Source organism: Streptomyces sp. TG1A-8 (assembly GCF_030499535.1).
Lineage (GTDB): Bacteria > Actinomycetota > Actinomycetes > Streptomycetales > Streptomycetaceae > Streptomyces.
The window spans coordinates 544129-558620 of the sequence record NZ_JASTLB010000001.1 but is presented as its reverse complement, the minus strand read 5'-3'; the positions used below and the strand labels follow the sequence as shown (position 1 = coordinate 558620).

The following is a 14492-nucleotide window of genomic DNA, read 5'->3' as shown; positions in this document are numbered from 1 at the left end:
TGGACGAGCGACGGGTGACGCCTGTCCCGGCGGATGCCGTACGGTTCGACGCCGGGCGGCTGCCGCCGGGGGGCGGGGGTGCCTCGCCGCTCGACGCCCTGTCGGTGCCGTCGGCCGTCGCGCACGGCGCGGTGCGCGAACTCCTCGCGCTCCGGCCGGTGCTGACGGCCTGCGGCCTCGGCCTGGGCCTCGCCGGCACGGCCGACCCGGCTGCGCGCCCGGCCGGCCCCGCCGAGGAGGCCGCCGCGTCCGCGATGCCGGACGGGCGGCGCCGGGAGTTCCTCGCCGGCCGCCTCGCCGCCCGGCGTGCGCTGTGCGCGGTGGGGCTGGACTGCGGCGACATCCCACGCGCCGGGCGCGCGCCGGTGTTCCCGCCGGGCCGGACGGCGTCCATCACCCACAGCGACGGTCTCGCGGTCGCCGTGGCCCGCGTGCCCGGCCGCCTGGGGCCCGCCGGCTGCGACCTGGAACTGCGCCCGCTGCCCGGCGCCGCGGCCCGTCTGGTGCTGCGCGAGGACGAGGAACGGTGGCTGCGCGAGGCCGGCCCCGCCGAGCACCTGGGCGACCGGCTCACAGCGCTGTTCTCGGCGAAGGAGGCGGCGTGGAAGGCGCTGCACGCGCCCACGGCACACGCCGGGCCGGCCGCGCCCGTGAACCACGCCGTCCCCGCGGCCCGCACCGGGCCCACCGCGTGCGCGGTCAGCACCGTGCCCGCCGCGTGCGCCGCGTGTGCGGCGGCACGGGAGGCGTCCGCCGTGCGCGGTGGCGCCGGCCGGGGCGGTCCCGGCCCGGCCGTGCCGGAGCCGCACGGCCTCGACGGCTTCGCGCCCCACTGCGCCCGACCCGTCCCGGCGGTTCCCGCCCACTCCAGCGGCACCCTGCGCGACCTGCGGGCCGAGCCCCTCGGCGACCGCGTGCGCGTGTGGTCCCGCACCGCCCCGGAACGCGCGGTGGACGTGCGGGTGGTGCCCCTCGTCGACGGCGTGTTCAGCTGGGTACTGGGCCGGGCGGCCGGCCCCGCCGACGAGCGGCCGTAACCGTTCTTCGACGCCCCGACGCCCCGACGCCCCGACGTCCCGACGCCCCGACGTCCCGGTTCAAGGCGTGTTCCGCCGTGTTTCCCACACCGCCGCGGCCGGGGCCGCCCGCCGCCCCCGGTCGGCCGTCGCCGTGCGACGAAAGCTCCCCACCCCTGACAGCCGGCCCGCCCCGGCACGGCGCACGCAGGTGCCGCGGGCCAGGGCGCGGCCGGCGCACACCTCCCCACCGGCCGCCCCCACGACATCCGGCGGGCCGGGGCCGCCGAGGACCCGTGCCCCGGCGGCCCCGGCCCGCCGGGGCACGCGGATACGACCCGGCATTGCCCAGGCGTCGGTCAGGCGGTCGTTCCGCGCAGCGCCTTGGCGACCACCGCACCGATGCGGGCGATCGGGTCCGGTTCGGTCATCTCGTAGTGTCCGCAGGGCACGGTGTGGTCCTCGAGCGTCCCGTTGACGTGGGCGCGCCAGCTGTCGGCCTTCCCCGTCATCACGGACACGTCACCCTCGAAGGACGACCGGGCGTCCTCCCGGGCGCTGAAGAACAGCACGTCGCCGTGGTAGATCCCGGGGACGAACCGGGGCGCGATCCGCAGGTTGTTGCGCATCACCGCGGCGATGGCCGCCGCCTGCGCCCGCGTGACCGGCGAACTGCCCGGGTCCGCCCGGACGCTCGCGTCGACGAGGTCCAGGACGGTGTCGACCCCCGGCACGTCCTGCGGATCGACGGGCAGTCCCGCCACCCGCATCAGCAGGGACGCCACCTGCCGTTCCGCCGTGACCGGGTCGAAGGGCATGCTGTGGGGGAGGGGAGCGTCGAGCATGGCGAGCAGTTCCACGCGCTCGCCGGCCTCCTGCAGCGCACAGGCCATCGCGTGCGCCACGAAACCGCCGTACGACCAGCCCAGCAGCCGGTACGGGCCGTGCGGCTGCACCTGCCGGACCAGTTCCAGGTACCCGGCGACCATGGCCGCGGCGTCGGGCGCGGGCGGCCGGGAGCCGTCGAGGCCGGCCGCCTGGATGCCGAACACCGGCTGGTCACCGCCGAGGTGGGGCAGCAGACCGGTGTAGCGCCAGGCCACACCGGCACCGGGGTGGACGCAGAACAGCGGTGTGGCGCCACCCTCCGTGCGCAGCGGCAGCAGCGGTCCGAAGGCCTGCGCACCCGTACCCGCGGCCTTTGTACCGTCCTCCTCGGCCGCCTTCAGCACGCCCGCCACCGTGGGCGCCGCCAGCAGCGTGGCGGCCGGCACGTCCAGCACACCGGCCTGGCGCAGCCGGCCCGCCAGCAGCACGGCCCGCATCGAGTCGCCGCCGAGGTCGAAGAAGTTGTCGTGCACACCGATACCGGCGATGCCGAGGGTCTCCTCCCACAGCCGCGCCACGGCCCGCTCGCGGTCCGTCGCCGGGGCGACCGGCTCGGTCGCCAGCCGGGGGCGCGGGGCGAGCTCCGGGACCGCGCGCGCCGCCTCCCGGTCGTCCTGCGCGCCGGCGCGGGCGCCCGGGGCGTCGATCCAGTGCCGGTGGCGTTCGAAGGCGTAGCCCGGCAGCGGGACCCGCAGCGGCCCGTCACCGGTGCCCGGCACGTCCGGCAGGGCGGTGTCGACGCCGGCGCTCCACAGCCGGCCCAGGGCCTCGGCCAGGACGAAGCCGTCGGAGGCGTCGGCCTTGGCGTGCCGCATGGTGGTGACCGTCACCGGCGCGTGCTCCTCCAGCTGGGCGGTGGCCAGTTTGGTGAGGGTGTCGCCCGGTCCGATCTCCACCAGCACCGGACGCCCGCGCTCCCACAGCGCCGTGATGCCGTCGGCGAAGCGGACCGTCTCCCGCGTGTGGTCGATCCAGTGCCGCACCGACGTCGCCTGCGCGTCGGTCGCCCAGGTGCCGGTCACGTTCGTGACGTACGGGATCCGCGGCGGGCGCAGGGTGACGCCGCGCAGGTGGCCCGCGTACGTCTCCAGCACCGGGTCCAGGAGGTGGGAGTGCGCGGCCAGCGGGATGCGCAGCCGGCGGAACGGCACGCCCCGGCGCGCCAGTTCGGCCTCCAGCCGCTCCACCGCCCCGGTGTGCCCGGCGACGGTGCACGCGGCCGGCCCGTTGACGGCGGTCAGCGACAACCGCTCGTCCAGCAGCGGCAGGACGTCCTCGGCCGGAGCGGCCACGCCGACGGTGGCGCCGCCCGCCGAGGAGATGAGCCGCATCCGCTCGGTGACCAGCGGCAGCATGTCGTCGAGGTCGATGACACCGGCCAGGCACGCCGCGGTGTACTCGCCGAGCGAGTGCCCGATGAGCGCGTCCGGGCGCACCCCCGACTCCATGAGGGTGCGCGCGAGCGCGTACTCGGTCACCACCAGCGTCAGGAACGACGACGTGCTGTCCGGCTCCGCCTCCTCGAACAGCGCGGTGCGCACGTCGCTGCCGAGCGCGGGGCGCAGGATGCGCGCGCACCGGTCGACGGTGTCGCGGTAGACGTCGTTGTCGCGGTACAGCTCCGCGCCCATACCGGGGTACTGGGCGCCGCCGCCCGGCAGCAGGAACGCCACCGCCGGCGGCTCGTCGGGCACCGGCGGCACGTCCGGCACGGCCGAGCGCAGCGCGGACAGCGCCTCGGCGCGGGAGGCGGCGGAGACCGCCAGCCGGTGGCGCAGCGCCGGCCGGTCCACGCGCAGCGAGTGCGCCACGTCGTCCAGCCGCAGGTCCGGGCGGCGTTCCAGGTGGCGGGCGAGGGCGTCGGCCTGGCCGCGCAGGGCGCCGTGCGTGCGCGCCGACAGCGGCAGCACCAGGCGGCGGCCGTCCTCCGGCGGGCGGGGCGGGGCGGGGGTGACGGGCGGCGCCTCCTCCAGGACGACGTGCGCGTTGGTGCCGCCGATGCCGAACGCGCTGACGGCGGCCCGCCGCGGGTGGGCGCCCCGCGGCCACTCCTCCAGGGCCGTCGGCACCCGGAACGGCCCGGATTCGAAGTCGATCAGCGGGTTGGGCCGGTCGAAGTGCAGGTTCGGCGGGATCTGGCCGTGCTCCAGCGCGAGGATCGCCTTGACGATCCCGGCGATGCCGGCCGCCGCGCCCAGGTGCCCGATGTTCGTCTTCACCGAGCCCAGCGCGCAGAAGCCGCGCCGGTCGGTGCTCTGCCGGAACGCCTCGGTGAGCGCGGCCACCTCGATCGGGTCGCCCAGCTTCGTCGCGGTGCCGTGCGCCTCGACCAGGCCGATCGTGTCCGCGTCGACCATGGCCTGGGCCTGCGCGGCGAGGATCACCTCCGTCTGCCCGGCGGTGCTGGGCGCGGTGAAACCGACCTTGCGGCGCCCGTCGTTGTTCACGGCGCTGCCCCTGATCACCGCGCGGATCCGGTCGCCGTCGGCGAGGGCGTCCTCCAGCCGCTTGAGCACCAGCGCGCCCAGGCCGTCGCCGGAGGAGGTGCCGGCCGCGTCGGCCGCGAACGCCCGGCAGTGACCGTCCGGGGAGAACGGCCCGTCGGGCACGTGCCGGTAGCCCAGGAACGCCGACGGGTTCAGCGACACCGCCGCCGCGAGCGCCGTGTCGCAGCGGTAGTCCAGCAGGTCCTGGCAGGCGGTGTGCACCGCCACCAGCGCCGTCGAACACGCCGTCTGCAGCGACAGGCTCGGACCGGTCAGCCCCAGCTCGTACGAGAGCCGGGTGGCGAGCGTGCCCAGGGAGTTGGCGGTCGCCGCGTGCACCAGCGCCACCGACCCCGGCTGCCCGGCGAACCGCGGGTACAGGTGGGCCGGGTAGTACCGGCTGTCCGCGCTGCCCGCGTACACGCCCATCGTGCCGGCCGCCTCCGCGTCCACGCACCCGGCGTCCTCCAGCGCGTGGTACGCCGTCTCCAGCAGCAGCCGCTGCTGGGGGTCCACGTCGGCCGCCTCGGCCGGGCTGTAGCCGAAGAAGCCCGAGTCGAAGCGGTCGATGCCGTCGACGGCCGAGACCATGCGCACCAGCGACGGGTCGTCGAGGTCGCGCGGGTCACCGCCCGCCGCGACGAACTCCTCGTCGGTCACCGGCCGTACGGACTCCCGCCCGGCCGCCAGGTTCTCCCAGAACGCGTCCACGTCGTCCGCGCCCGGGAAGCGGGCCGCCATGCCGATCACGGCGACGGCGGGCACCTCCTCGTCCTGCGGGGCCGTCTCAGTCATGGCCTCGGTCCTTCCTGTCCCGTGCGGAGCGGCGCGCCGTACGGGCCGCGCGCTGCCGCTGTGCTTGTTCCCTGGCCCGGTCCAGGCCGCCGGCCGCCGGCGCGCCGGCCCGGGCCGGCGCCGCCTCACCGGCGGGTGCCGCGGTGCCGCGCTCCGCCAGGTAGCGGGCCAGGTCCCGTACCGTCGGGTGACCGAACAGGTCGACCACGCTCAGCTCGCAGCCCAGCGCCTTGTTGACCGCGCTCTGCGCGGCGACCAGCAGCAGCGAGTTGCCGCCGAGGTCGAAGAAGTTCTCGTCCCGGCCCACCCGGTCGCGGCCCAGCACCCCGGACCACACCTCGGCGAGTCGCTGCTCCAGCCGGCGCAGCCGTTCCCCGGCGTCCGTGTCGGCGGCCCGCTCGGCGCTGCCCGCCGAGCGCAGCACCCAGGCGCCCGCGTCGGCGGCCGACCCGGCGGCGGACAGCAGGGCCGCCAGATCGGTGCCCTCCTCCAGCGCCACCCGTCCGGACAGCCGTCGCACCTGCCGCACCGGCGCCACGACGTGACTGCGCACCCACGGGGCGCCGCGGTCCACGCCGATCAGCAGGTGCGGCTCGTCCAGGGAGCGGGCCAGGTCGTAGCTGCGCAGCGCGGCCGGCGCGTCGAGCACCCGGTAGCCGCGGGCCTCCGTCAGCGCCGCGAGCCCGTAGCCGCGGCTCATGCCCCGCTCGCGCCACATGCTCCACGCCAGGCTCTGCGCGGGCAGGCCGAGCGCGCGCCGGTGCAGGGCGAGGGCGTCGAGGTAGGCGTTGGCGGCGGCGTACGCCGCGTTCATGGCGCCGCCGAAGTAGCCGTTGACCGAGGAGAACAGCACGAACCGCGTCACCGGGTGGTCGGCGGCGACCCGGTGCAGGGTCCAGGCGCCGCGCACCTTGGCGTCCAGGGCCCGCCGCCAGCCGTCCGGGTCGAGCGCGCCGACGGGGCGTTCGTCGAAGGCGCCGGCCAGGTGCAGCACCGACGCCAGGGGCACGCCCCACGCCTCGGCGGCGGCGTCCACGGCGGCCCGCACCCGTGCCTCGTCGGTGACGTCGACGCGGGCGTACCGGACCTCACCGAGCTGCCGCAGCCGTGCCAGCTCCTCGGCGCGGGCGCCCTCCTCGGCCCGGCCGACCAGCAGCAGCCGGGTCCCCGGCGCCTTGAGCAGGTGGGCGGCGAGTTCGCCGCCGACGCCGCCCAGGCCGCCGCTGACCAGGTGGAAGCCCTCGACCGGAGCGGGCTCGGTGCGGGGCAGCGGATCGGGCAGCGGGGCCAGCCGCCGCACGTACCGCGCCCCCTCGCGCAGGGCGACCTCCGCTTCGGCCGGCACGGCCAGCGACTCGGCCACCAGGACGTCGGCCGCGCCCGTGCCGTCCGCCGCGCCGTCGAGGGCGTCCGCCGCGAGGTCGAGGTGGACCCCGCGCAGCGCGGGCAGTTCCTCCCGCAGCGACTTGAGCAGGGCGCCCGCCACCGCGTGGGCCGGCACCGGCCGGTCCGCCTCCGCGACCGCCTGGGCACCCGCCGTCACGTACAGCAGCGTGACGGGCCGCGACGGCCCGGACACCCCGGCGAGCGCACGCGCCAGCACCAGCAGCGACACCGCGCTCCCGGACAGCGCACCGTCCGGGCCGTTCGCCGCGCCGCCGCGGGGCGCACCGGCCCGCGCGGCACCGTCCGCCCCGGCTGCCAGGCCGCCCAGGTGCAGCACCGCGTCCACCGGCCGGTGGTCCTCGGCCAGTTGCCCCAGCAGCGCCGCGTGGTCGGCCTCCTCGGCCGGCCGGACGCGGTAACGGGCCGCGTCCACGCGCTCGTACGCCGCCCCGTCCGTGACGACGGTGCACAGCCCGCCGTCCGCGCGCAGCCGTTCGGCGACCCGTTCGGCCAGCGCGTGCGCGGCCGGCGCGGCCCCCGCGAGGACCAGGGTGTGCCGGCCCGCCGGCGAACCGGCCGGGTGCGCGCGCTCGGCGCGCCGCCACACCGGGCGCAGGAACCAGTCGGGCAGCGTGGCCGCCGTGCCCAGCAGCAACTGCGCGGCGCGGACCTGCTCGTCGAAGTCGCCCGCCTCGAAACCCTTGCGCAGCTTGGTGCGCTGGATCTTGCCGATCTCCGTCTTCGGGATGGCGTCCTGCTCCACCGGCACCAGGAAGGCCGGGCTGACCCCGATCTCGCGGGTCACCTTGCCGCTGATCTCCCGCAGTGCCGACGCCGCGTCCTGCCCCGGCGCCAGGTGGAGGAACAGGGCGAGTTCGTCGGTCGGCGACGACGGGTCCGAGCGCACCGCGACGGCCGCCGTGAAACTGCGCACGACGGTGGGCAGTTCCTCGACGCACGCCTCGATCTCGTGGCTGTAGTGGTTGACGCCGTTGACGATGATGACGTCCTTGGCGCGGCCGGTGATGTACAGCTCGCCCGCGCGCAGGAACGCCAGGTCGCCGGTGTCGAACCAGCCGTCCTCGGTGAACGACGAGGCGTTGGCCCCGGGATTGTCGTGGTAGCCCTGGGTCACCGAGGTGCCCCGGACCTCCAGCCGGCCGACCTCGCCCTCGGTGAGCACGGTGCCCTGCTCGTCGACGACGCGCATGGCGAAACCGGGGTAGGGCAGGCCGCAGCTGACGAACGACTCGTCGTGCTCCGGTTCCTCGCCCGGCAGTACGCAGTCGGTGACCACCGAGCACGTCTCGGACATGCCCCAGCCGGGGTGCATCACGTCCTGCGGCATCCCGAACGGCTTCAGCACGTGCAGGAACCGGCGCGCGGACGCGGCCACCACGACCTCACCGGCGTTCATGACCAGCCGCATCGGCGACAGGTCCCAGGAACGGTCCCGGAAGTGGTCGGCGTGCTCCGCGAACAGACCGAACGCGAAGTTCGGCGCCCAGGTGACGCTGACCCGGTGCCGGTTGGCGAGGTCCATCCAGCGCACCGGGTCCTGCAGGATCCACGGCGTCAGCGCGTGGACCTGCTTGCAGCCGAGGTAGACGTCCCGCAGGTGGAACATCACCACGCCGGTGACGTGGTCCAGCGGGATCCAGTTCAGCGTGACGTCCCGCTCGCCCAGCCCGTTCATCGCCGCCGCGGCGGCCGAGCGCGTCAGCACGTTGCGGTGGGTGAGGCGGACGGCCTTGGGCAGCCCGGTGCTGCCGGACGTCATCAGCATCAGGATCAGGTCGTCGGGCCGCGCCTCGTACCAGTCGCGGTCCTCGGGCGCCGCGCGCAGTACGTCCGCCGTCGCCAGCCGCAGCCCGGGCCACCCCTGCCGCGCCGCGAGGTCGCGCAGCCCCGGCCCGCTGCCGGGGGAGCAGACGATCCACGGCCGGCCGAGCATCTCCCAGATGCCCTCCAGCTTGGTGAGCGCCGCCGACGGCGTCGAGTACGAGGCCGGCACGGTCAGCGGCACGGCGACGAAGCCGCCCAGGATGCAGCCCCACAGCACGGCGAGGAAGTCCTCGGTGTCGCCGCACTGCAGGATCACCCGGTCACCGGGCTGCAGACCGGCCCGCCGCAGGCCCGCGAGGACCCTGGACCCCTCCGTCACCAGCGAGGCGTAATCGCGGCGCGTCTCGGTGCCGTCGGCGCGCACGTGCACGATCTCCCCGTGTGCGCTCCCGGCCGCCCGCAGCAGCGCCGCGGCCCAGCCCGGCACGGACGGCTCCGCCAGCCGCGGTCCCTCGCTGAGCGCCGGCACGCCCCCGGCGGCCGGCCGCTCCCGCGTCTCCTGCCCCGGTTCTGGCCGGCCGGCGCGGCGGGCGGTGCCCACGTGCAGCCGGCCCAGCTCCTGGGGGACCTCCTCCAGCGCGACCTCGGCCTCCCGGACACCCGGCACGCGCGCGAGGTGCCGCTGCCAGGCGTCCGCCGCCGCGCGGTCGACCACCGGCACCGCCCGCAGCGCGTCGGCGTCCACCCGGCCGTCCGGGGTCAGCGGCAGACCGTTGACGGCGGTGACCCGTGCCGCGGAACCGGCCGCGGCCAGGGCCTGTTCGACGGCGTCCGCGGCACCGGCACGGCTCGGCACCACATACACCCGCACCGCTGCGCCGTCCGGCGCGGACAGCGCGACGGCGTCCCGGACGCCGGGCACGGCCAGTGCCGTGCGCTCCGCCTCCCGGGCCCGGTACGACCCGGTGGCGGTGCCGGCGGCGGGCCGCCCGGGCGCGGGCAGCGCGTCGACGCGGACGCCCGGGTCGGCGCACACCGCGCGCAGCACGGCGTGCAGGCCGGCCGCGAACGCCTCGGCGGTGGCCGCGTCGTACAGGTCCGTGGCGTACTCGACGTGCAGCTCCAGGCCGTCCGGGGTGCCCCCGGCGTCGTGGCGCTCCAGGACGTCGACGAACAGGTCGAACTTGGCGGTACCCGTCGCGGTGGGCCGCAGCGCCACGCGCGTGCCGTCCAGCCGCAGCACGGCCCGTTCGTTGTTCTGCAGCGCTAGCATCACCTGGAACAGCGGGTGCCGGGCCGGATGCCGGGGCGGGTTCAGTTCGTCCACCAGCCGGTCGAAGGGCAGGTCCTGGTGGTCCAGGGCGGCCAGGTCGGTGCCGCGCAGCCGCGCCAGCAGGTCGCGGAAGGCGGGATTGCCCGACGTGTCGGCCCGCAGCACCAGCGTGTTGGTCATCAGGCCGATCACGTCGTCCAGGACCGGCTCCGAGCGGCCCGCGACCGGCGTGCCCAGGACCACGTCCGTACCGGCGCCGGCCCGCGTCAGCAGCGCCCCGACCGCGCCGTGCAGCAGCATGAACAGGCTCGTGCCCTCCCGGTCCGCCAGCGACAGCAGCTGCCGGTGCAGCCCGGCGTCCACCGTCGCGGTGACGCTCGCGCCACCGCCGCGCGGCTGGTCGGGGCGCGGCCGGTCGGTGGGCAGGGTGCACTCGGCCGGCAGCCCGGCCAGCGCCCGGTGCCAGTGCGCCGTCAGCTGTTCCAGCCGGCCCGCACCCCCGGGCTCGGGCGCGAGGACGGCGCGCTGCCACACCGCGTAGTCCGCGTACTGCGCCGGCAGCGGCTCCCACCGCGGTGCCCGGCCGGCCCGGCGCGCCTCGTAGGCGGTGCTCAGGTCGTCCGCGAGCGGGCGCAGCGACCAGCCGTCGGCCGCGGCGTGGTGCAGCAGGAGCAGCAGGGTGCGCGCCGGGCCGGAGCCGAACAGCGCGGCCCGCAGCGGGCTTTCCGCGCTCAGGTCGAAGGGGCGCCGCGAGGCCGCGGCGACGTGGGCGTCCACCTCGTCGGCGGGGCAGTCCACGCAGTGCAGTGCGGGGCGCAGCGCGCCGGGCGGCAGGATCCGCTGGTACGGCTTCCCGTCGTGCTCGGCGAACACCGTGCGCAGCGTCTCGTGCCGGTCGGCGACGTCCCCGAGGGCCGCGCGCAGCGCCTCGGTGTCCACACCGTCGGGCAGCGGCACGACCAGCGGGATGTGGTAGGTGGCCGACGCGTCGTCGAACCGGCTGAGGAACCACATGCGCTCCTGCGCGAACGACAGCGGCACGCGCTGCGGGCGCACGACGTCCGCGAGAGCCGGCTGCCGGGGGCCCACGCCGGGCTGCGCGGCCAGCCGGCGCGCCACGGCGCTCGGCGTCGGCGCGTCGAACAGGGCCGTGATGGGCACCTCGACGCCCGTCCCGGCGCGCAGCCGCGCCAGCAGCCGGGTCGCGAGCAGCGAGTGACCGCCCAGGTCGAAGAAGTTGTCGTCCACGCCCACGGTGTCCCCGGGCAGTTGCAGCACTTCCTCGAACAGACGGCAGGCCAGGACCTGTTCGGGCGTGGACGGGCGGGCACCGCCCGCGGCGGCGGCGAAGTCCGGCTCGGGCAGCGCCGCCGCATCGAGCTTGCCGTTCGCGGTCAGCGGCAGGTCGTCCACGAGCACGCAGGCGGCCGGCACCATGTGCTCGGGCAGCAGCGCCGCCAGGTGCGCCCGCAGGTCGGCCGCGAGCGGCCGGGCGCCGGCCGCGGGCACCACGTACCCGACGAGCTGCTGCGTGCCGTCCGCCGCGCGGCGCGCGACCACCGCGGCCCGCGCGACCTGCTCGTGCGCGGCCAGCACCGCCTCGATCTCGCCGGGCTCCACCCGGAAGCCGCGGATCTGCACCTGCTGGTCGGCCCGCCCGAGGTACTCCAGGGTGCCGTCGGGCCGGCGCCGCGCCAGGTCCCCGGAGCGGTACATCCGTGCCCCGGCCGGCCCGAACGGGTCGTCGAGGAACCGCTCGGCGGTCAGCTCGGGCCGGTTGAGGTAGCCGACGGCCACGCCCGCGCCCGACACGTGGATCTCGCCCACCGCGCCCGGCGGCACCGGGCGCCGCTCGGCGTCCAGCAGGTGCACCCGCAGGTCGGCCAGCGGCGTGCCGACGACGCTGCCGCGCCGCGCGTCGTCCAGGTCGGCCCGCGTCACCCGGTGGTGGGTGACGTGCACGGTCGTCTCGGTGATGCCGTACATGTTCACCAGCGCCGGCGCGTCCAGGCCGTACCGGTCGGCCCAGGGGCGCAGCCGCTCCGGGCGCAGCGCCTCACCGCCGAAGACGACGTACCGCAGCGCGTGCGCACCCCTCTCGCCGGCCGCGTCGGCGTCCACCACCTGCTCGAAGGCGGACGGCGTCTGGCTGAGCACGGTCACGCCCTCCTCGCCGAGCAGCCGCAGGAAGTCGCGGGGGGAGCGGCTGACCGCGTACGGCACGACGACCAGGCGCGCGCCGTGCAGCAGCGCACCCCAGATCTCCCACACCGAGAAGTCGAAGGCGTACGAGTGGAACAGCGTCCACACGTCGTCCTCGCGGAAGTCGAAGTGCTCGGCGCAGGCGGCGAACAGCCGCACCACGTTGGCGTGGGGGACCGGAACGCCCTTGGGCCGGCCGGTGGAGCCCGAGGTGTGGATGACGTAGGCGATGTCCGCCGGGCCCGTGGCACCGGTGCGCTCGGCGTCCGTGAGGTCGCCGGCCGGCCGCCCGGCGAGGTCCGCCGCGACCAGCGGGTCGTCGAGCCGGACGGTGACGGGCACGGACGGCAGCCGCCCGGCGAGGTCGCCCTCGGTGACCAGGACGGCCGGCCCGGCGTCCTCGGTGACCAGCCGCAGCCGCTCGGCCGGGTGGCCGGTGTCCAGCGGCAGGTAGGCGGCGCCCGTCTTCAGCACGGCGAGCAGGGCGGTGATCAGCCGGATGCCCCGGGGCAGCGCCAGCGCCACGAAGCGGCCGGGGCCGGCGCCGTGCCCGGCCAGCAGCCGGGCGAGCCGGTTGGCGGCCGCGTTCAGCTCCGCGTAGGTGACGGACTCGCCGTCGCACGTCACCGCCGTCCGCTGCGGCACCCGGGCGGCCTGCTCCTCGAACAGCCCGGTGAGGGTGCGGGTGACCGGGAACTCCCGCACGACGGCGTCCCGCGGGTGCTCGCCCGCCAGCAGCAGGTCCACCTCCCGCAGGGCCGTGGCCGGGTCGGCGTCGGCGAGCTGCCGCAGCACGGACAGGAACCGGTCGCGGTGGGCGCCGAGCTCGTCCTCCTCGTACACCGCCGGGTTGGCGTCGAAGGCCAGCCACAGACCGCCCTTGACCTCCGAGGGCCGGACGTTGACCTGGAGGTCCTCCACGGCCCCGCCGGACAGGTGGTGCCAGGTGGCCGGGTGTCCGCCGAAGGTCAGTTCCTCGGTGAACGGGATGATGTTCAGCACCGGCCCGTGCACCCGCCGGCCGGTGCCGAGCAGGCCGAGGTCGCGGCGCAGGAACTCGCCGCGGTACTGCTGGTGCCCGCGCAGCTCGCGCAGTTCGGCGGCGACCGCCCGCACCAGGTCCCCGACGGCCGTGCCGCCGGAGGCGGCCACGCGCAGCGGCAGGATGTCGGACGCGGTGCCCGGGGTGCGCAGCGCGGCGCTGCCCGGCCGGCTCATCGTGGCCAGCCCCAGCACCAGGTCGTCGGCGCCGGTCATGCGGTGCAGGAAGAGGGCGAAGGCCGCCGTCAACAGGTCGGTGCGGGACACGCCGAACCGGCTCGCCGCCCGCGACAGCGCCTCGGCCTCGGCGGGCGCCAGCTCCGCGGCGCGGCGCACGAACGGGGCGACGGGATCGGCGGTGCGCCGGGCGAGCCGCGCCGGCTCCGGCGGGAGCCCCGCCAGGCGCCGCGTCCAGTGGTCGCGGTCGCGCGCGTACCGTTCGGAGGCGAGGTAGGCCTCCTCGTCGGTGCGCAAGCGGTCCACGGGCACGAAGGGGGAGCCGGCGGGTTCGCGTCCCGCGGCGAGCGCGTCGTAGACGTCGGCGAGGCGGCGGCCGAGGAGCTTGTAGCTGTAGCCGTCGAGCAGGATGTGATGCGCGCGCAGGAACCAGATGAAACGATCCTGCGCCAGGGTGAGCAGCGCGTGCGAGAACAGCGGGCCCTTCTCCACGTCCACCGGCGTCGCCAGGTCCGCGCGGATCCACTCCATGGCCGCCGCGGAGGGATCGGCCGCGTCGCTGACGTCGATCCGGTGCAGCGGCCAGTCGTCCGCGTCCGGGGCCCGTCGGCAGCGGACGCCGTCGTCGGTGTCGAAGAAGCGCAGCGCGAAGGTGTCGGCCTCGCCCACGGCGCGGCGCAGCGCCCGCTCGAACAGGGCGGTGTCCAGGGGACCGTGGATCTCCACGCATTCGCCGGTGTTGTAGGCGGCACTTCCCGGCGCGAGCCGTTGGGCGAACCACAGGCCTTCCTGGGCTCCGGACAGCGGTCGACGATCGTCGTCGTGGACTGACATAGCACCAACCCTCAGTGGCGAGCGGTTTTTCACCCGGGCAGGGAAGTGCCCGGCCGGGCCGGTTCGGTGCGCCGTCCGTCGCTGCCGGCCCGCGCCGGTGCCGCCAGGGGCGCCGCCGGGACGCGGAACGCGGGTGCGGACGACCGCCGCACGCTTCCAGGCTCCGGACACCGCGCGGCCCACCGCGATGTCCACGTCGCACCACGTTCGGCGACGTCGAACACGCAGGTCAAGCGGATCCCGCTGGGCGCGGGCGCAATTCAGGTGAATCCTTAGAAGCGGGCGGATGCCCGGATTCCGGTACGGGGACGGCCCCTCCATCCCTATGTCCGCATGGGCACCGCTCGGGACCGATCCGTCATCTGTCTAGGGAAATCCCGAGATTTGAGGTGCCCACAATGACCGGGTACCGATCCGGTTGTTCCGCACTGCCGCGCTCGGGCGGGCGCACGCCGACGCGCACCGCCCGCCCGGGGCCGGGGCGACGGCCCGCCGACCAGGGGCCGTCGGGGGAAGGCCGGTTCTCTGCCGGGATCGGGGCTCACGGACCGCGGCGGGCGCAGCCCGGACGACCGCGGTCGACGGATCACGACGAGAAGAGGGGCTGGC

Annotated in this window: 3 protein-coding genes; 1 reads left to right on the top strand and 2 read right to left on the bottom strand. The window is 76.5% G+C overall.

Annotation, left to right across the window (positions count from 1 at the left end):
• Nucleotides 1–14 precede the first annotated feature (14 nt).
• A complete protein-coding gene (locus QQY24_RS02540) occupies nt 15–1037 on the top strand; it encodes a 4'-phosphopantetheinyl transferase superfamily protein (RefSeq protein WP_301971009.1) in 1023 nt (340 codons plus the stop codon).
• 338 nt (nt 1038–1375) lie between these two features.
• On the opposite strand, the gene QQY24_RS02535 is transcribed toward QQY24_RS02540, so the two are convergent.
• Complete coding sequence (locus tag QQY24_RS02535) at nt 1376–5185, bottom strand: type I polyketide synthase (RefSeq protein WP_301971008.1); 3810 nt, start codon at nt 5183–5185, stop codon at nt 1376–1378.
• Nucleotides 5178–13883: a non-ribosomal peptide synthetase gene (locus tag QQY24_RS02530; protein ID WP_301971006.1), complete on the bottom strand. Its 8706-nt coding sequence runs from the start codon at nt 13881–13883 to the stop codon at nt 5178–5180. The genes QQY24_RS02535 and QQY24_RS02530 overlap by 8 nt, the downstream gene beginning before the upstream one ends.
• Nucleotides 13884–14492: the final 609 nt, after the last annotated feature.